This window comes from uncultured Brachyspira sp. (assembly GCF_910588665.1).
Lineage (GTDB): Bacteria > Spirochaetota > Brachyspiria > Brachyspirales > Brachyspiraceae > Brachyspira.
Genome location: NZ_CAJUPR010000008.1, coordinates 73153 through 91685 on the forward strand (window position 1 = coordinate 73153; position 18533 = coordinate 91685).

Sequence of the window (18533 nt, forward strand, 5' to 3'; positions counted from 1 at the left end):
ATCTTATATAATAATATAGCAATATATTATATACCAATTTTAAATAATTTCAATTTCACATAAATTATATATACTATATAATTTATGCAAGCAGCATAATTATATTATTATCTGTCATCGTATTGCAGATTATTAAAATTAGTCTGAGTCTCATAAATATAATTTGTATCAAAACTATTGTGATAAAAATCAGTATGCATATTATTATTTGTATTATTTCTTATAATACTTTCTATGCTGCCTATAGATTCATCAATATTTCCTATGTACATTAAATCGGAAGCTGTTTTTCCGTCATAATTTCTTATAGTATAATCAGCACCTTTTAAAAGTAAAAATCTGTATGTACTGCCGTTATTATTTTTTGCAGCTTCATGCAAAGGAGTATCTCCGTTAATATTCTGAATATTTATATTAATAGGAGTTCTGCTTATAAGAGCTATTAAAGAATTAGTGTTTCCTATAGCCGCCGCTTTATGCAAAGGGGTATTTCCATATATATCTACAACTCTGTATGAATTGCTTCCGTAATTTAAAATAGTATTAACGGTTTCTGCATTTCCGTATTTTGCCGCATACATTAAAGCATTATCTCCTATAGCATCTTTTTTATATATATCTGCTCTGTATTTTAAAAGAGTATTTATAATATTGGTATTTCCTTCAAATATTGCATACTGCAAAGGGCTTGCATTGTATATATATGCATTTCCTGCGAACTCTATTTCCCTATCCCTTAAATCAGCATAAACTTCATTTGATTTTATATAAGAAGTTTCTATATTGATTATATTTGTATTATTCATTCTATAGCTTAAAAGCTCATAAACCATGTCTTCTTTATTAAGAGATATGGCATATATAAGCGGAGTAGCTGCCTCATCAAAAGGAGCATTCATATTAAAATTAGAATACATAATTATATTTCTTAAGGCATTGGTATCGCTGTTATAAATAGCCCTTAAAATAGACATATTTTCATCATAAGAATTTATATTATTATTTTCTGCATTATCAGTATTACTGTCTGAATTATCCGAATCAATATTGGATAAAACATATTCGGGGCTAATTCCGTAATTATCCGCTATATCTTTATCAGCGCCAAGTTTAATAAGCAGATTATAGGCATCGTTTTTTTGATGATATGCCGCATGATATAATGCTGTGCATCCGTCAGAATCTCTGTTATTAATATCCATATCAACATTTTTAATAAGAAAATTAATAGTATTCAAATTATTGAAAATAGCAGCATAATGAAGTCCGTTGATATTATTAGCGTATATTTTATCATAAACCAAATCTCTGTCTTTTACAAGAAGCATTCTTATAATATTTCCGTTTCCAAAAGCACAGGCATATAAAAATGCTCCTACTCCGTCATTATCTTCGGCTTTAATATCAGCGTTCTTATCAATAAGCTGCCTAACTATTTTAGCATTGCCTTTAAATATTGCATACATTAAAGGAGTAGCTCCTCCTATATTAATATTATCAATAACATCGGATACGCTGTTTTCAGGATAACATACATAAAAATTGTCAGGAAGCTTATACTCTATATTAACATCGCTGTACTCAAGCAATACTTTTACAGCTCTTTCATTGCCGCATTCAACGGCATATAAAAGCGGCGTAAATCCTATTTCATTTACGGCATTTAAATCCATTTTATATCTTAAAAGATTTTTTAAATGAGATTCATATTTATTTTCTTTTATAGCGTCAAATAATTCCTGCTCCTTTGAAGTAAGAGCAAATATATTAATACTGAAATTAATAATCAATATACTTACAAATAATATTTTTTTCATCATAAAAACATTTTCTCAGGTACAACAGCAGCATTATATAATAATATTTCATTTATAACAATATTTTATTTCAAAATATCCGAAGGTTTTAATCCCTCATTGCTTTTTATATCATTATCAGCTCCAAGTCTTAAAAGCAAATTATATGCCTCTTTTTTATCATTGGCTGCGGCATAATAAAGAGCAGTCCAGCCGTCATTATCCTGAGCATTTATATCTGCTTTTAACTGACTTACCAAATATTTAATATTTTCTATATTATCATAAACCACAGCCATATGAAGAGGCGTAGCATTATTTTTAGTTTTTGTATTTAAAAGACTTTCATTTTTAGATAAAATACTTCTCAGCATAGAACTGTTTCCAAAAGCGGATGCATATAAAAAAGTGCTCCAGCCCTCTTCATCAACAGCATTAACATCTGCACCCTTTTTTATAAGCATATCTACTATTTTACTGTTTCCTCCGCTTTTAAATATCGCATAAATAAGAGGCGTAGCTTTTCCTATATAAACCGCATCGGAAGAGTCATCTCCCAAATGAGTAAAATATCCGTCAGGCAATGTCTGCTCCAAATCTATACTATTGTTTGCAAGCAAAACATTAATAGAATTTATGCTGCTGTTTTTTATAGCTAAATGCAAAGCGCTTAATCCGTATCCGTCCTTAGCATTAATATCCGCCCCCCTATTAATAAGAGATCTGATGCTTCTGTAATCATCTTCCGTTACGGCTTTAAATAGTTTTGCATCAATATAGTTAATTTCATTATCTTCTTTTTCAATTTTCTGCGTCAATACGGTTTCAGGAAGAATATTATTATTGTCTCCTATATTTTTATCGGCTCCCAATATTAAAAGCAAATCATAAGCCTCTATGCTTTTTGAATTAGCGGCATGATAAAGGGCAGTCCAGCCGTCTATATCTCTGGCATTAATATCTATATTTGAATTCGTAAATAAATAATTTATAATTTCCGTATTATTATAACAGCCTGCTATATGAAGAGGCGTAACATTAAACTCTGTTTTACTTTCAATTAAAGCTCTGTCTTTCTCGGCAAGCAGAGACATAGTACATAAATCGGAAAAGGCTGCTGCATACATTGCGCTATTCCAAGTTTTAAAATCTTGGCTTGCGAGACTTGCTCCATTTTCTATTAAAATCTTTGTAATATCTCTTGTATTTTTATATATGGAATAAAGCAAAGGAGTAGCCCCTCCTAAATTATTAGAATAATCATTGGGAAGCTTTGTATTAATATCAAAATCTCCTCTCATTATAAGTTCTTTTATATATTCTGCATCATTATTATCTATAGCTTCATAAAAACTATAATCATATCCGTAAACAGATAAATAAAATAAAACAATTACAGCAAAAACTTTCTTCATAAATAAACGACTCTCAATTATTATAATCTATTATAAACTATAATAAACAATTTACAATAAAGTAAAAAACAGCAGAATATATAATTATTTTGCAGCGCTGTCGCGTAAATCATTAATGGTACTGTTAAGATCATATTCTTTTTTAGGCAATCCGACTGTAGGAAAGTCTGTAAGAGTAAACTCAATCCAAAACTCCTTATTCCAATAAATACCTTTAACGGAACCTGAAGTTATATCCGAAGGAAGCGTAGAAGGTCTTACCGCAAAAGTAGCCTGAATCTGCCAGCCGTCTAATTCATGCCAAACGCTTGCCTCTATAGAATCTAACTTAAATAAACTTTCTATTCTTTTTTCAGCATCAGAAAAATTAAATGAATTAATAATATCCCAAAAAGGATTAACCCAAAATTCATTTTCTTTTTCAGAGTAAGATTTTATATATCTATAGGTCTTTTCATTTGCACTGGTAGTTGATATTCTGAATTTCCATTGATCTAAAACCTGAAGTTCTATTCCGAAAGTGAATGCCGCTCTGTTATATCTATAGTTAATGAAATCATGCGTAAAAGAAAAACCAAAGTACAAATTAAAATCATTAATTATGCCGTCAAAAAACGGTTTTTTATTATTTTTTATTAAAATCCAATCCGTAATTTTTCCTAATGGTATAGGAAAATGAAAATATGAGTTTATGCGGTTAATAGTTAAATTTGTTCCCAATAAATTTCTTGATATGTCATAGGATATATAAGAGTGATTATATAAAAGTCTTACCGAAGCACCAGCTTCTGTGGTAAGCATTTTATTAGTTGAAAATTCACTGCGGTATGATTTAGTTTCCGCATTATATACAGGAATAAAATCGTAGCCTGTTGTTATGAATGTCTCCATATTAATATTTAAATCAGGCAGATAAAATAAACTGTATCCAGTTCCTCCCATAGAAAATCTAGTAGTAAAATTATGATTATTGAACTCTCCGAACTGGCTCCCTAAATAATCCGTATCAATATACTTTTCTTTAAATCTGTAGCTCAGATTATAAACCGTATTCCATCTGATAGTAGGTTCAAAATATTTAGTAAAATTATATGGAAGAATACTGTAAGGCAGAAACATAGAAAAACTCATTCCCGTACCTAAACCTAAATATGTATTATCTTTATCATAAATTAAATCCTCAGCAGTAGGAGATATGCTGTTCTGATATGAATATTCAATATTAACATTAGGCACAAATCTTAAAAATTCATTTGTAAAACTTCTTGATAAATCGCCGTATAAGTTCAGATAATCTCTTTCCGCAAGCTTATCGTTTAACTGAGTATTAAGCATAGGATTATCATAAAAGGCTATTCCTTCAGAAGTTTTATAATTTATAGTATGATTATAATCGGCTTTTAAATTATAGTTGATATTAACATTCGGAAAATAATACGATGTTTCATCTCCAAGCACAGAACTGTAGCTAGCTTCAATGGAGGGAAGAACAAGTTTATTAGGCTTAGGCATATAGTAGTTAAAATTAGTATTATTATCCACAGATATATTTCTCACCGCTTCCAAATTCCACTGCGCCCCTGCTTTTAAATTAACACCATATATATTATTATTAATATATATAGAGTTTTCAATATAACTTTCAGGATATGAATCTCCTATATCGCTTAAATTTCCTGTAATTGATGTAAAAAAAGTGAGTATGTCAAAACGCCCTCTCTGATTATAATAATCGGATCTGAAATATAAATCGCTATTTAAATTAAGCCTTCCTGTAATATAGCTACTGATATTCTCACTGCTGTATAATTGAATTGTATGATCATATTGAAACTTATATCTGGGTACAAACTTTCCGCCTTTGCCCGAACCGAAATAGTTAACATATCTTGTACCGTATCCTATACTTGAGGCAATATAAGAATCAAAAAGATAATACTGTCTTCCCAAAGCAAACATAGCATCTAATGCTAAATTCTGATACTGACTCGTATATCTGATTTCATCGCCTATCAAAAAACCAAGTTTTTGATAAGCATCAAATCTTATTTTATGCTGAACGCCGTATATATCAAATATTTTATAATTTTGTATATAAACGCCTTCTCTTAATGAAGTGCCGAAAGCCGATATAATACCTGTTCCGAAGTTGTTTTGCACAAATAATGGAAAATAAAATATTGGCTGTCTTCCCACCCTATATATGCTATTGAAAATCATCATTTTTTTGCTGTCCCAAAGATAGGCTCTGCTTGTAAGAAAATCATGGGCTATAGGTGTAAGCCTTGAAAAACTTACGCTGCTGTTTTCAGCAAAAAAATCCTGATCATTAAATTTTATTATGCGCCCTTCAACCGTAAAGCTCATAAATTTAGTACCGCCTCCAAATAGGATTCCTTTCTTATTCTCCCTATTAAACATGAACCATTCGCCGTTAAGAGTGCTTTCTCCTGCTTTTACTATTAAATTTCCTGAGGCAAAAACTTCTCCCGTTTTCAGACTATAAACAACTCTATCGGCTATTAATGTATTATTATATATTTTCATAGTAACATTTCCGTAAAGAGATATAAGCTCCTCCTGAGCATCTTCTATCTCATATCTTTCTGCAAAATCCGCTCCTATAAGCTCCACCTGTGCGCCGCCTCTGTTTATAGTTGTTCTTGCTATCTCTCTTATTTTATCATTATCCGATACAACTTCCTGCTTTATATTAACTTGTCTTTCAATAATTCTTGCCCTTAAAGAAGATTCTGTATCATAAGGATAAATTTCTATATTATTGACTCTTGCATACTCCCTGAGAATATGATAAGGAGTAAAATTTACTAAATTGATAAATGAAATTGGGTTTCTTCTGGCATCAAATCTGTTTATCTGCATTATAGCGCTTTCACCAGCGGAATTATCTGCATTTGTTTCCTGCGCATACAGACATACATTAAACATTAATGTAGATAAAAGCAAAATTAAGATCCGCATTACTTCCTCTAAAACTCAATCATAACTTTTTTAAGAAAATTTAATTTTAAAGAAATTGCGTTTTCCTACTTTTAAAATACCTTCTTTAGAAACAGGATAATTTATATCGCTTATTTTTTCATCATTAAGAGAAACACTTCCCTGAGAAACAAGTCTTTTTAAATTTGATTTGCTTTCAGAGGATATGCAAGCGCATAATATATTTAAAATATTATCATCTCTATTAACTGCCACCTCTTCAATATTATCAGGAATACCTTTTGAGCTGAATATTCTTTTGAACTCCTCCTGCGCATTATCAGCCTCTTTTTCGCCATGATATATTTTTACAATCTCTTTCGCCAATATTTCTTTTATATTTCTAGGATTCTCTCCGTTTTCCATAGACTTTACATAATTTTTAATATCTTCTATAGGTATGTCGGTAAGAAGCTCCATGTATTTAGATATTAAAGTATCAGGTATGCTCATAGCCTTGCCGTACATATCTTTAGCACTGTCATATATACCGATATAATTTCCAAGAGATTTACTCATTTTTTCAGCGCCGTCTAAACCTTCCAGCAAAGGAACAGTTATAACAGCTTGAGGAGATAAACCGTACTCTTTCATTAAAGTTCTTCCTACAAGCAAATTAAATTTCTGATCATTTCCTCCAAGCTCAACATCGCATTCTAAAGCAACGGAATCATAGCCCTGCGCCAAAGGATACATAAATTCCATCATGCTTATAGGCTGACCGTTTTTATATCTCTTAGAAAAATCATCTCTCTCTATCATCTGAGCTACAGTATACCTTGAAGTTAATCCCAACACATCAGCAAAACTCATTTTTTCAAGCCATTTTGAGTTAAACTCCACTATGGTTTTTTCACAATCCAAAATTTTAAAAACCTGCTGCTTATAAGTTTCAGCATTTTTTAAAACATCTTCTAAAGTTAATCTTGGTCTGGTCTTTGTTTTTCCTGAAGGATCTCCTATTCTGCCCGTAAAATCTCCTATAAGAAATACAACTTTATGACCTAATAATTGAAAATGCCTCATCTTTCTTAAAAGAACTGTGTGACCTAAATGTATATCTGGTGCCGTAGGGTCAAATCCTGCCTTTACAGTTAATCGTTTTCCGTTTCTTAATTTTTCTTTTATCTCTTCCAATCCTATAACTTCGCTTATACCACGAGTAATTAATTCTATAGATTCTTCCACACTGTATTGTTTATTTTCCATAATGATTAACCCTTTTGCTTTAAATAAAGCATATTATAATGCGATTAAATAATAATTTAAATTTCAATTAAAGTCAAATATAGATTTTTATTATAATTTTTTGTTTTGCATTTAAAAAATAAAAAAGTATGCAGTATCTGCGGCTTTTAAGCAAATTTTATAATAAGAATATATTGACTTTATTTAATTATATAATATATTTTTTGTAGAAAAAATTACAATGAGTATAAAATATGAGTGTTTTCAGTAAAAAATCTGATAATGCAAAACCATAGATAAAAACAATTAATATAATAACCATTTGATGGAACGGTTTAGGAAGCAGTTTGATGCTTGCACAAAACATAAAAAATTATGCGGTAAAGCAGGAATTGAAAAAGTTAATGTTGAAGCTAAATATTTAAGCAAAGCAGACTGATGCCGATTTTGCTTTATTAGGTATAATAATAGGTAAAATCGAAAGTAATGCAGGAGAAATAGGAAGTTATATTATAGCAGACGTATTAGCTGTAATTTTAATAATACCTAATTTTATAAAAACTCAAAGCGATGTAATAAATAATAATTAATTATATAGGAGAAATAAAACATGAAATTTGAAGAATTAGCTAGTCAAATAAAAATATTTGCTGACGGGGCTGATATAGAAACAATGAGAAAACAATACATAAATCCTTTTATAAAAGGATTTACATCTAACCCTTCTATAATGAAAAGAGACGGAGTAAAAAGCTATAAAGAATTTTCTCAAACACTTTTATCATTTATAAAAGACAAATCAATTTCTTTTGAAATATTCTCGGATAATATAGAGGACATGGAAAAAGAAGCTTTAGAAATAGCGGGCTGGGGAAAAAATGTATGCGTAAAAATACCGATTACAAATTCTAAAGGAGAATATACATCGGATCTTATTAAAAAATTATCTGAAAAAAATGTTAATATAAATGTAACGGCAATATTCACTATAGAACAGGTAAAAAAAGTAATTGATAATTTTTCTGAAGATACTCAAAATATTATATCTATATTTGCAGGAAGAATAGCCGATGCAGGAGTTGATCCTATGCCTATAATGAAAGAAGCTGTAGAATTGTCTAAAAAATATAATAATATAGAAATTTTATGGGCTTCTCCTAGAGAAGTATATAATGCTTTTCAAGCCAGAGACTGCAATGTGCATATTATTACATGTTCTTCCGATATGATAGAGAAATTATTTAAAATCGGCGCCAAATTAGAAGATATATCATTAGATACTGTAAAAATATTTGTGCAGGCAACTAAAGATTTAGGTTTTTCAGTATATGAATAAAATAGTTAAATAAAAAAGCATAGACATATAATTATTCTATGCTTTTATTTTTAAATAGCTTATATAAATAAATTAATTTAAAAACTTTTAATTTATATATACTTTATCATCATTTCTTTTGCAAAATTATTCAAACTAACATGTCTGTATTTAGCTGCAAGTACTAAATCTTCTATTCTTAACGCTTACTTTTTATTTATGCAGTAAATACATGGCCCTACAGAAAATATCATACCCTTCCGTACTCATGAACATTCATACCTATGCAATGATCCGTTATATAAGAAAATATTCTCTGTATTCATAAATTAATCCTTTTATAAAATACAATCAATATTATATTTTTATATTGTTTCCTATTTCGCATATAAATACGGCTGCAATCATACAAGCTCCGCCTATAATAAAATTTACTGTAATAGGATCTTTCATAAAAATAACTCCTCCCAATGCTCCAAAAAAAGATTCCAAGCTTAATATAATACCTGCCTTATTAAGATTTACATATTTCTGAGACACTGTCTGAAGCAGATAAGCCAGAGCTGTAGCTAATAAAGTTAAATAAATAAAAGAATATAAAGCTTCACTTGATATATTAGTATCAAAAGGAGTTGAAGTTACAGCTCCCAAGCAAATAGATATGATCCCCGCTTCAATGAGCTGCAATGCCGCCATTATAATGCCATCAACATATTCAAGCATTTTATCTATAAGCATTATATGTACAGCAAATACAAAAGCACAGAGCAATGCAAAAAAATCTCCTGCTTTTATGCTTTCAATTCCTTCAAAAGAACTCAATAAATACAGCCCTAAAAAGGCAATTAAAGCTGATATAAATGCAGAAATATTAGGAATCTTTTTATATAATCCCCAAGCAAGAAAAGGTATAAATATAATATAAGAGCCAGTAAAAAATGCTACTTTGGAAGCGGTGATAAATTTAGAACTCATAGTCTGTAAGAAAAAACCAAGAAATAATGCCGCACCTACAGGGATTGATAATATTATATCTTTCTTAGTTATATTCTTCATTCTCTTAAAAAATATAACAGCTATAAAAATGCCTCCTGCTAAATTTCTAAATCCCACAAGATAAAAAGGTTCTATTTCTTTAACAACAACCTTAACTGCCACAAAACTATAGCCCCAAATTAATACCGTTAAAAATATTCCTATAGTACCTAATTTTTCTTTATTAATCATAGTCATAAAACCTAAAATTATATTATCAGCGGAAAATAATATAATATTTAAATAAAAATGTCAAAATAGATTTAATTATGCAGCTGTTTTTAAGATTTTAATTTATTATTAAATAAATCGGAAATACTGCCGAATCCGTTTTCTTTTGCCGTATTATATTCTTTCTCAAGCAAATTTTTATCTAAACCGTTTATTTCATAATATTTTATCAGCTGTTCGCATATTTCAAAATATCCCTTTGAATATGAAATATATAAAGCGCTATGACCATTTAAATTCTTTTCTTTTACGGAAGCATTATTTTCTAATAAATATCTTACTATTTCATCTCTTCCGTTATCTGCAGCTATCATCAATGCCGTTTCTCCGGATTTGCTTTTATTATCTACAATATTAGGATAAAGCCCTAAAATATATTTAACAATATCAATATATCCTTTAGCGCATGCAAACATAAAAGAATTCCAGCCGTTAATATCAGTTATTTCTATATCCGCACCTTTTTCTATAAGATATTTAACAGATTTTAAATTGTCATAGATAACAGCCCACATTAAAAGAGTAATAAAACCGTCTGGACTATCCAATGACATTCCGTTAATTAAAAGAAACTCTGCTACATCTATATTTCCTGCAATAACTGCATGAACTAAAGCATTTCTATCCATACTGTCAAACGCTTTAGTATCTGCATTATTATCAAGCAGTGTTTTAACTATCTCAATATTTCCTATATAACATGCATACATTAAAGGAGTAACATCATTATCGTCAGATTTGTTAATGTCGGCTTTATATTTAATAAGTAAATTTATAATCTCTTTATTTTCTATCTCTATGGCGGAAATCAAAGCTGATTTTCCATTATCTGCAACACCGTCTGCAGAAACCTTATTCATTAAAAAATAATTAACTATACTTGTATGACCTACTGAAGCAGCAGCAGCCAATGCTTTAGGAGCTTTTTCTCTGGAATTATCAAAGAAATATCTGACAATATCTAAATGACCGTTATAAGCTGCAGATATAAAAGCCGTTGAAAAAACATTATGCCTGCTTGCTCCCAACTTAGAATGTATATAATGAACCAAAGATAAATTACCGCTTATAGCTGCTATTGTAAGCGAATATTTAGGTATCTCTATATTGTCATTTGTATTAAGTATATATTCAACTATATCAATATTGCCGCTTGATATGGCATAGGCTAATACAGTCTCATCATATATATCGTAATCATCAAGATTGGCATTATTATCCACTAAAAATTTCACCGCTTCAAAATTGGATTTCTGACATGAATACATTAAAGGAGTAATATTTATATCTGTCTTAGCATTAACATCAGCTCCATTCTCTACAAGAATCTTTATAATATCAAAATAATCTTCAGAACATGCATAATGAAGAGGTGTTTCATTATTGCAGTTTACGGCATTAATATCCGCTCCGTTTTCTATTAGTATTTGTACTATATCAGTATGACCATTTGCACAGGCATTCATAAGAGGAGTTATGCGCAATTGATCCGATTTATTTGCATCGGCGCCTGCTTTTAAAAGCAGTTTTACTATATCATTATGCCCCGATTTAGAAGCATGTGTTAATGGAGTAAGACCAAGTATATTACTTAAATTTACATCTATATCTTTATTTTTTAATAATATTTCCAAAGCCAGTATATTGTTATTCGCAGAAGCTTCATGCAGCTCAATTTCAATTTCTCTCATAATCAATAATCCTCATATAAATAATTTAATATAAAAGAATAAATAGTCAAATATATTTTTGCATATTTAATAATTTCAGGCTATGCAGTTTATAATAATTTAACAATATTTAAAAAAAATATAAATAATAAAAATATTATTTAAATAAAATTATTTATAGTAATTACTGAAGTATTATAAAAGCTATTGTAGCTATAGAGCAATATAAAGCGGTGCCTACTATATCGCATACAGATGTAAGCATAGGAGCACCGCTAATAGCAGGATCTATATTAAATTTAGTTAAAATAAAAGGAAGACAAAGACCTATAATACTTCCTATAAATACTATGCTGAACATAGATACTGCAACTATAGCAGCTATATCAAATCCTCCGCGTATTACACCCAATATATAAACTCCAGCAGCCATACTCAATCCTAATATAAAGGATACGCAAACCTCTTTTGAAAGCATATAAAACCAATCTTTTAATGCTACATCTCCTATAGCAAATGATCTTATAACCAAAGTGGCTGACTGACTTCCCGCATTGCCTCCGCTTCCTATAAGCAAAGGCAAAAATACTACTAATACTATATTTTTCTGAAGCGTATTTTGAAATATGCTTATAACTCCGCCTGAAAATATATTAATAAATACAAGTATCAAAAGCCATAGTATTCTCTGCTTATAAAGCGTTAATATAGGCGTAATTTTTAAATTATCATCAAACTGAATACCGCTTGAAGTTATGCCTGCCATTTTATGAAAATCATCTGTATACTCTTCTTCTGCAATATCAAGTATATCATCAACTGTAACAATACCAATCATGCAATGTCTGTCATCTACAACTGCAAGAGAATGCAGATTATATTTTTTTATAACTTCTATAGCGTTTTCCTGCTCTTCATAAACAGATATATAAGGACAATTATTTGTTAGACTCGATATAAGAGTATTTTTATCAGTAAAGAATAATTTTCTTAATCCAATAGACCCTATTAATGTTCTTCTTGCATCTATAACATATACGGTGGTATAGGTTTCGGATTTTTCCATATTGCTTCTTATATACTCAAAAGCTTCTCCAACCGTCCAATCGGGTTTTATGCTTATATACTCGGGCGTCATCAAGCGACCTATACTTCCTTCAGGATATGCCAAAAGCCATGAAGCTATTTCTCTATCCTCTCTATCTAAAAGCTTCAGTATATTTGATGACATGTCTTCAGGAATAGATTCTAAAAAGTATGTTCTGTCATCAGGATTCATATTCTCTAAAATCTCTTTGACATCATCTTCAGACATATTCTCTATTATTCTCTGCTGATCTATAGGAATGAGTTCTGGAAACACATTGAAATAATATTCTTTAGGAAGTATACTAAAAACTTTACATTTATCCTCATTTTTTAATGAGGTAATCAAATCGGCTGTTTCAACTTCCTGCCACAAAGGAAGTATATCCCTAAGCGACTCCCATTCTTTTTCTTCTATCAAATCCTCAATTTCAGGCTGCAAAAGTTCTTTAAGCATATTCAGCTCCGTTTATATTTCGTTATCAATATCAAAAATTTATTTTTTACTAATATCTGCTGCCCGCTAAATAAACGCCTAATTGAACACCTAAATCAAAAGAGTGTATACCGTATCTTGAATAATAAGGCGTTTTATAATTCATAGCAAAATCATAGTTAAAATATAATCCTAATGCGGCGGCGGCAAAACTGCTTAAATTATATTTAAAATCTATGGTAAACTTTAAATATGGTATAACAGCCTTTTCAAATGATCTTTTTATCTCTTCACTGTTTAATTTAGAATTATTATCACCGTCTTGAATATTAGCCGCTAAAGGTATTTTTACTCCCGCACCTAAGCCTAAAGATAGCACTAAAAATGTCACTCTAAAAATGGCTCCTGTATTTAAAGTATCAAATATATAAGAAACTGCTTTTTTATCCTGAGTATTTATATATCTGTAAGAACTTCTGTAATAGCCTATATCGGCTAATACATCAAATCCCAGCAATCCTCCGAAATCATAAAAATAACCTGGCTGAAGCAGCACACCGAAATCAAAAGAACTTCCGTTTTTTAATATATTTAATTTATTTCCTTCTAAGCCTCTTATATCAGAAAATGAGAAGCTTCCTGTAAGAGGAACAAACAATGCGGCTCCTCCTCCATGCTGAGCATATAAACCGAAACTGAAAAATGCCGCAAAAAATAATGACGCTGTAATTTTTTTCATATTCTTCCCGCTTAAAAATATTTTAATATTATGATATAAAAAAATAATATAATGTCAAATATTTATATGATTTATATTTAATTAATCTCTATAGTAAGTCCGTCATAAGCAGGATACATATTGGAAGGCAATTCTCTTTCTAAATGTCTATGCAAAACATCATGCGTCATATGCGTAAAATAAGCTTTTTTTACTGAAAGTCTGTCCGCTATATTTACAGACTCCTGCAAAGATAAATGCGTATAATGAGGTCTGTATCTCAAAGCATTCAAAACTAGAATTTCAGTTCCCTCCAAAAGTTTTAAGCTCTCTTTGCTTATGAAGCTCGCATCGGTTATATATGTAAAATTATTAAATCTATATCCCAATATATGAAGCATACCATGTTCTACGGGAATGGGAATAACTTTCATATCATCAAATATCATTTCATTTTCAATATAATGAAAAATAACCTGAGGAAGCCCACCTCCTATTTGAACGGGATTGAAAAAATAATCATATTTATCTCTTAAATTATCCATAGTATATTTATTGCCGTAGCAGTTTACAGGCTTATGCATTATAAAATTTAATGATCTTAAATCCACTATGCCTGAACTATGATCGGCATGGGCATGCGTATAAAATACAGATTCTATACTGCAGGCTTTTTCTCTCAGCATTTGCTGTCTGAAATCAGCCGAAGTATCTACTACATAATTTTTACTATTATGATTTATCAATACTGAAGAGCGTGTCCTTTTATCTCTCTTATCCTTGCTTACGCATACTTTACATCTGCATCCTATCATCGGAACACCGTCGGAAGTACCTGTGCCTAAAAAAGTTATCTTCATTTTATATACCTCCTCAAATATGGATATATATTTATTATATATTTTATAAGTTTAATATCAATATAATACTTATATATATTTAAGAATATAATTTTTTAATTATTAAAAAATTAATATTATATTTTTTTTATGAATCTCTCAGCCAAAAGTTCTGCATTTATATCTTCTATGCATTTATGGCTATTGGGGCAATTCTTTCTCTTATAGCATCTTGCGCAGTACAAATTTTCAACTCTTATAATTTCAGAATTATCCGTCAAAGGTCCAACACGAATTTCGCTTGTAGGTCCGAATATTGCTATAAGAGGTTTATGAAAAGCGCATCCCGTATGCATAGGAAAAGAGTCAACTGTAATCATTCCTATAGAATTTTTTATTAAATATGCCAACTCCGTTAAATTAAAAAGCCCTGAAGTATTTAAAACATTTTCAAATCCTTCGGATATTTCCATACATTCTTTATCATAATCGGAAACAGCCGAAATTATAATCTGCATATCTTTTAATTTATGTATCTCTTTAATTATTTCTCTTGACTTGCCTACTGATAAATCTTTTGTATCCCATCTTGAAAAGGGAGAAAAAACTATATATTCTTCTTCTATGCGGAAATCTCTATTAATATTATGCTTTATATAATCTGTTTTTTTTCTGAAATCGTCTTCTATAGTTTCAGGTAAAAAATAATCTAAATCCGTTCCGTCATCAGGACAATTAATAAATTTTAAAAAAGATATTAATCCTGCTACGGCATTTATATCCTTATAATAATTACTCTTAATGCCAAGCCATTTGCCCTTTGCATATTTTTCTTTTGCATGACATAAATATAAAAATATGATGCTCCTTTCAAGTCCCTGCAGATCCATTGCTATATCATAATACTCTTTTCTAACCTCTTTTATATGAGAAAAAAATTCTTTTATTGTAGAAAAAAATAATGAAGGAGATTTAAATATTTCTCTTTCGTATTTATATATATCTATAACATACAATTTATTTATATAAGGATTATTTTCCAATATACCTAAAGCTCTTTTATCTGTAACAATATCTATAATGCATTCAGGCCTCCATTTTTTTAAAGCCCTTATAACGGGAGTGATATGAAGCACATCGCCGAGAGAGGTCTGTTTTATTAAAAGTATTTTCATTATATACGCCTATTAATAATAACTTAAAATAATATATATATTTTTTATAATTATCAATAAAAAATGATGCACAGCATATTAATATTATCTATTTTCCTTAAAAAAATGCTCCTCAACTCTTATGCAAATCTCATGATATACTGCCTCATGATACTCCTGAGTTATATATGTCTCTTCAGCAGGAGCTTTAACTGCAATATCCGCCATCTCTGCAAGCTTTCCTCCGTTTTGATTAGTAAAAGAGACAATTTTTATACCCATAGCTTTAGCAAGTTTAGCGGCATAAATAATATTCTTAGCGTTTCCAGATGTGCTTATTGCAAAGAAAATATCTCCTCTGTCACCGAAACCCAATAACTGCTGAGCAAATACCAAATAAGGTTCTTTATCGTTAAGATATGCGCTTGAAAGTCCCAGATGAGATGTTAAAGCAACGGCTCTTAATGGAGATTCCAAATTATCGGCTATATATTTACCATCTTCAATTTTTAAAAGCTCTTTTCTTATATTTTCATTTATAGGACGTTTTTTTAAAAAACTTTTTAAAAGTTCGCCTGCTATATGCTCGCTGTCGCAGGCGCTTCCTCCGTTTCCCGCTATTAAAACTTTATTTCCCCTTTCATAGGTATTTATAGTTTCATTTATAACTTTTTCAATCTCTTTCTTTACTACTTCTAATTTAGGAAATCTGTTAATCAATTCTTTCACAGTTTATAATTCTCCTTTAAAGATAATTTTCATAAAAAACTTTTATTATTCCACAGCGCCGTATTCGTTCAGAAATGATATTAAAGTATCAGCTTTTTTATAATTTTCTTTTACATAGGCAAGAGCAGTTCTTCCTTTATTATCCCTTGAATTAATATCAATTCCATTATCACATAAAAGTTTTGCAATTGGAATCATATTTTCGCTTTTATCTGCGGACATAAAAAGCATTATTAAGGCATTATATCCGTCATTATTAGCCGCATTAATATTTACTTTATAATCAATTAAAGTCTGAAGAATATCATAATACAATCTATATGAAGATATATGCAAAGCGGTTTCTCCGTAACTGTTTGAGGCATTTACATCAGCACCGCTTTTTAATAATATTTTAACTATATCATTATATCCGCCCGAAGCAGCCATCGTTAATGCCGTATACCCCATTTTATCATATATGTTAACATCGGCATTTGAATTAACAAGAAGTCTTACAATAGCGCTGTATCCATGATGAGAAGCAAGCATAAGTCCCGTAACTCCGTCCTCTGAAACAGCATTGACATTAACATTTTTATTAATAAATGAAACCACATCTTCATACTCGCCTTCCTCGCATGACTTTAAAAATTTAGCTTCATTATCAGTTAAAGAATAAGATACATTAAAAAATAATGCAACAATAAAAATAGTATAAATTAAACTTTTCATAAATAACCTATTTCCTATATTATACATATATAAATAAGATAAAAACTATATTTGTAAAAAATTTTTTATAAAAATAAAATATAAAATTATTATACTTTTTAATTATAGATATTTATAATACATAAATATTTGATATATTTTATTAATAATTATAATTTTTAAATATCAGAAAGACAAATATAAAAATTGTGAGCGTCTGGCAAGTTCACTTGACAGAGCCTTAGAGCGAACAATTTTTATTAGCAATAATAAAAAATTATTATTTTTAAATAAACTGCTATTGACATTGGAGCGTACTCTAATGCTATAATTAAGCAAAATAAGGAGGAAGTATTTTTATGACAATATCGGAAGTAAGTAAAAAAACGGGACTGTCAAATGACACATTAAGATATTATGAGAAAATAGGAATAATACCCGAAGTGCAAAGAAGCCGAAACGGAATAAGAAATTATACGGATTATGATTTAGGCTGGATAGAGTTTTCTAAATGTATGAGAAATGCGGGTTTATCTATAGAAGCTATAATAGAATATATTAAATTATACAACAAAGGAGATTCTGCCTTAGAAGCCAGAAAGCAGCTATTAATAAGTCAAAGAGATAAAATGCAGGAAAAATTAAATAATTTTCAATATGCTATAGATAAATTAAATAAAAAAATAGAAAATTATGAAAATAAAATGCTGATATATGAAAAAGATATGCTTAAAACTAAAAATAATTGAGCGTTGATATTATGAAAATAAAAAAATATTTTTTCAGCTTATTAATTTTTTCATTACGGCATGCAGATATATTTACGGAAATAATGCCTCATATATGAATATTTTAAATATTTCTGTAAAATTAAAAATAAAAGACAAAGAATATAAATTAATATTATATGATAATCAAACGGCAAAAGATTTTTTATATATGCTTCCTATGACTATATATATGAATGATTTAAATGGAAATGAAAAATATTATAATTTAAATAAAAATCTTAATACAAAAACTGAAAATATAGGAAATATAAAAACTGGTGATTTTTTATTGTATGGAAGCAACTGCATAGTATTATTTTATGAAAGCTTCAGAACTTCCTATAATTATACAAGACTGGGATATATAGAAAATATAGAAAGACTAAAAGAAGTTCCTGCAAGCAGGGACATTGAAATAACTTTCAGCATAAATTAAAAAATAAAAATTATTGACTTCT

At 29.4% G+C, this 18533-nt stretch carries 15 protein-coding genes; 3 read left to right on the plus strand and 12 right to left on the minus strand.

Going from position 1 to position 18533, the window contains the following annotated elements; genetic code table 11:
- Nucleotides 1-107 precede the first annotated feature (107 nt).
- From QZ306_RS07390 to tyrS, 4 genes are all read right to left on the minus strand, one after another.
- Nucleotides 108-1820: an ankyrin repeat domain-containing protein gene (locus QZ306_RS07390; protein WP_295162632.1), complete on the minus strand. Its 1713-nt coding sequence runs from the start codon at nt 1818-1820 to the stop codon at nt 108-110.
- A gap of 62 nt (nt 1821-1882) precedes the next feature.
- Nucleotides 1883-3211: an ankyrin repeat domain-containing protein gene (locus QZ306_RS07395; protein WP_295162634.1), complete on the minus strand. Its 1329-nt coding sequence runs from the start codon at nt 3209-3211 to the stop codon at nt 1883-1885.
- Between the two features lie 84 nt (nt 3212-3295).
- Entirely contained in the window at nt 3296-6193 is a 2898-nt protein-coding gene (locus QZ306_RS07400) for an LPS-assembly protein LptD (protein WP_295162635.1), read from the minus strand.
- A gap of 30 nt (nt 6194-6223) precedes the next feature.
- The gene (gene tyrS, locus QZ306_RS07405; RefSeq protein ID WP_295162637.1) at nt 6224-7420 is read right to left on the minus strand and encodes a tyrosine--tRNA ligase; all 1197 of its coding nucleotides are present in this window, start codon (nt 7418-7420) and stop codon (nt 6224-6226) included.
- A gap of 589 nt (nt 7421-8009) precedes the next feature.
- Here tyrS and QZ306_RS07410 point away from each other — a divergent pair.
- Nucleotides 8010-8735 (plus strand): transaldolase, encoded by a 726-nt coding sequence (locus tag QZ306_RS07410; RefSeq protein ID WP_295162639.1) that lies wholly within the window; start codon nt 8010-8012, stop codon nt 8733-8735.
- A 336-nt stretch (nt 8736-9071) separates the two neighbouring features.
- Here QZ306_RS07410 and QZ306_RS07415 read toward each other — a convergent pair whose 3' ends face one another.
- The 8 genes from QZ306_RS07415 to QZ306_RS07450 all read right to left on the minus strand — a co-directional run bounded on the left by QZ306_RS07415 (nt 9072) and on the right by QZ306_RS07450 (nt 17326).
- Nucleotides 9072-9941 carry a DMT family transporter gene (locus QZ306_RS07415; RefSeq protein ID WP_295162641.1) on the minus strand — a complete coding sequence of 290 codons (870 nt, stop codon included), beginning with the start codon at nt 9939-9941 and terminating at the stop codon, nt 9072-9074.
- 89 nt (nt 9942-10030) lie between these two features.
- Entirely contained in the window at nt 10031-11671 is a 1641-nt protein-coding gene (locus tag QZ306_RS07420) for an ankyrin repeat domain-containing protein (protein ID WP_295162643.1), read from the minus strand.
- Between the two features lie 163 nt (nt 11672-11834).
- Nucleotides 11835-13193 (minus strand): magnesium transporter, encoded by a 1359-nt coding sequence (mgtE, locus tag QZ306_RS07425; RefSeq protein ID WP_295162645.1) that lies wholly within the window; start codon nt 13191-13193, stop codon nt 11835-11837.
- A gap of 49 nt (nt 13194-13242) precedes the next feature.
- On the minus strand, nt 13243-13911 hold the full coding sequence (locus QZ306_RS07430) for a hypothetical protein (protein ID WP_295162647.1): 669 nt from the start codon (nt 13909-13911) through the stop codon (nt 13243-13245).
- 77 nt (nt 13912-13988) lie between these two features.
- Nucleotides 13989-14750, minus strand: a complete 762-nt coding sequence (locus QZ306_RS07435) for an MBL fold metallo-hydrolase (RefSeq protein WP_295162648.1) — start codon at nt 14748-14750, stop codon at nt 13989-13991.
- A 116-nt stretch (nt 14751-14866) separates the two neighbouring features.
- Nucleotides 14867-15904, minus strand: a complete 1038-nt coding sequence (locus QZ306_RS07440) for a glycosyltransferase family 9 protein (protein WP_295162650.1) — start codon at nt 15902-15904, stop codon at nt 14867-14869.
- 84 nt (nt 15905-15988) lie between these two features.
- Nucleotides 15989-16612: an SIS domain-containing protein gene (locus QZ306_RS07445; protein ID WP_295162652.1), complete on the minus strand. Its 624-nt coding sequence runs from the start codon at nt 16610-16612 to the stop codon at nt 15989-15991.
- 45 nt (nt 16613-16657) lie between these two features.
- Entirely contained in the window at nt 16658-17326 is a 669-nt protein-coding gene (locus QZ306_RS07450; protein ID WP_295162653.1) for an ankyrin repeat domain-containing protein, read from the minus strand.
- Nucleotides 17327-17664: 338 nt separating this feature from the next.
- Here QZ306_RS07450 and QZ306_RS07455 point away from each other — a divergent pair, with 338 nt between their 5' ends.
- Both QZ306_RS07455 and QZ306_RS07460 read left to right on the plus strand, forming a co-directional pair.
- On the plus strand, nt 17665-18054 hold the full coding sequence (locus tag QZ306_RS07455; RefSeq protein ID WP_295162655.1) for a MerR family transcriptional regulator: 390 nt from the start codon (nt 17665-17667) through the stop codon (nt 18052-18054).
- Between the two features lie 94 nt (nt 18055-18148).
- On the plus strand, nt 18149-18511 hold the full coding sequence (locus tag QZ306_RS07460; protein WP_295162657.1) for a cyclophilin-like fold protein: 363 nt from the start codon (nt 18149-18151) through the stop codon (nt 18509-18511).
- Nucleotides 18512-18533 lie beyond the last annotated feature (22 nt).

Bases quoted from the DNA above. Each gene is read 5' to 3' on its own strand.
- QZ306_RS07390 (WP_295162632.1), bottom strand. From the start codon at position 1,820: ATGATGAAAAAAATATTATTTGTAAGTATATTGATTATTAATTTCAGT.
- QZ306_RS07395 (WP_295162634.1), bottom strand. From the start codon at position 3,211: ATGAAGAAAGTTTTTGCTGTAATTGTTTTATTTTATTTATCTGTTTAC.
- QZ306_RS07400 (WP_295162635.1), bottom strand. From the start codon at position 6,193: ATGCGGATCTTAATTTTGCTTTTATCTACATTAATGTTTAATGTATGT.
- tyrS (WP_295162637.1), bottom strand. From the start codon at position 7,420: ATGGAAAATAAACAATACAGTGTGGAAGAATCTATAGAATTAATTACT.
- QZ306_RS07410 (WP_295162639.1), top strand. From the start codon at position 8,010: ATGAAATTTGAAGAATTAGCTAGTCAAATAAAAATATTTGCTGACGGG.
- QZ306_RS07415 (WP_295162641.1), bottom strand. From the start codon at position 9,941: ATGATTAATAAAGAAAAATTAGGTACTATAGGAATATTTTTAACGGTA.
- QZ306_RS07420 (WP_295162643.1), bottom strand. From the start codon at position 11,671: ATGAGAGAAATTGAAATTGAGCTGCATGAAGCTTCTGCGAATAACAAT.
- mgtE (WP_295162645.1), bottom strand. From the start codon at position 13,193: ATGCTTAAAGAACTTTTGCAGCCTGAAATTGAGGATTTGATAGAAGAA.
- QZ306_RS07430 (WP_295162647.1), bottom strand. From the start codon at position 13,911: ATGAAAAAAATTACAGCGTCATTATTTTTTGCGGCATTTTTCAGTTTC.
- QZ306_RS07435 (WP_295162648.1), bottom strand. From the start codon at position 14,750: ATGAAGATAACTTTTTTAGGCACAGGTACTTCCGACGGTGTTCCGATG.
- QZ306_RS07440 (WP_295162650.1), bottom strand. From the start codon at position 15,904: ATGAAAATACTTTTAATAAAACAGACCTCTCTCGGCGATGTGCTTCAT.
- QZ306_RS07450 (WP_295162653.1), bottom strand. From the start codon at position 17,326: ATGAAAAGTTTAATTTATACTATTTTTATTGTTGCATTATTTTTTAAT.
- QZ306_RS07455 (WP_295162655.1), top strand. From the start codon at position 17,665: ATGACAATATCGGAAGTAAGTAAAAAAACGGGACTGTCAAATGACACA.
- QZ306_RS07460 (WP_295162657.1), top strand. From the start codon at position 18,149: ATGAATATTTTAAATATTTCTGTAAAATTAAAAATAAAAGACAAAGAA.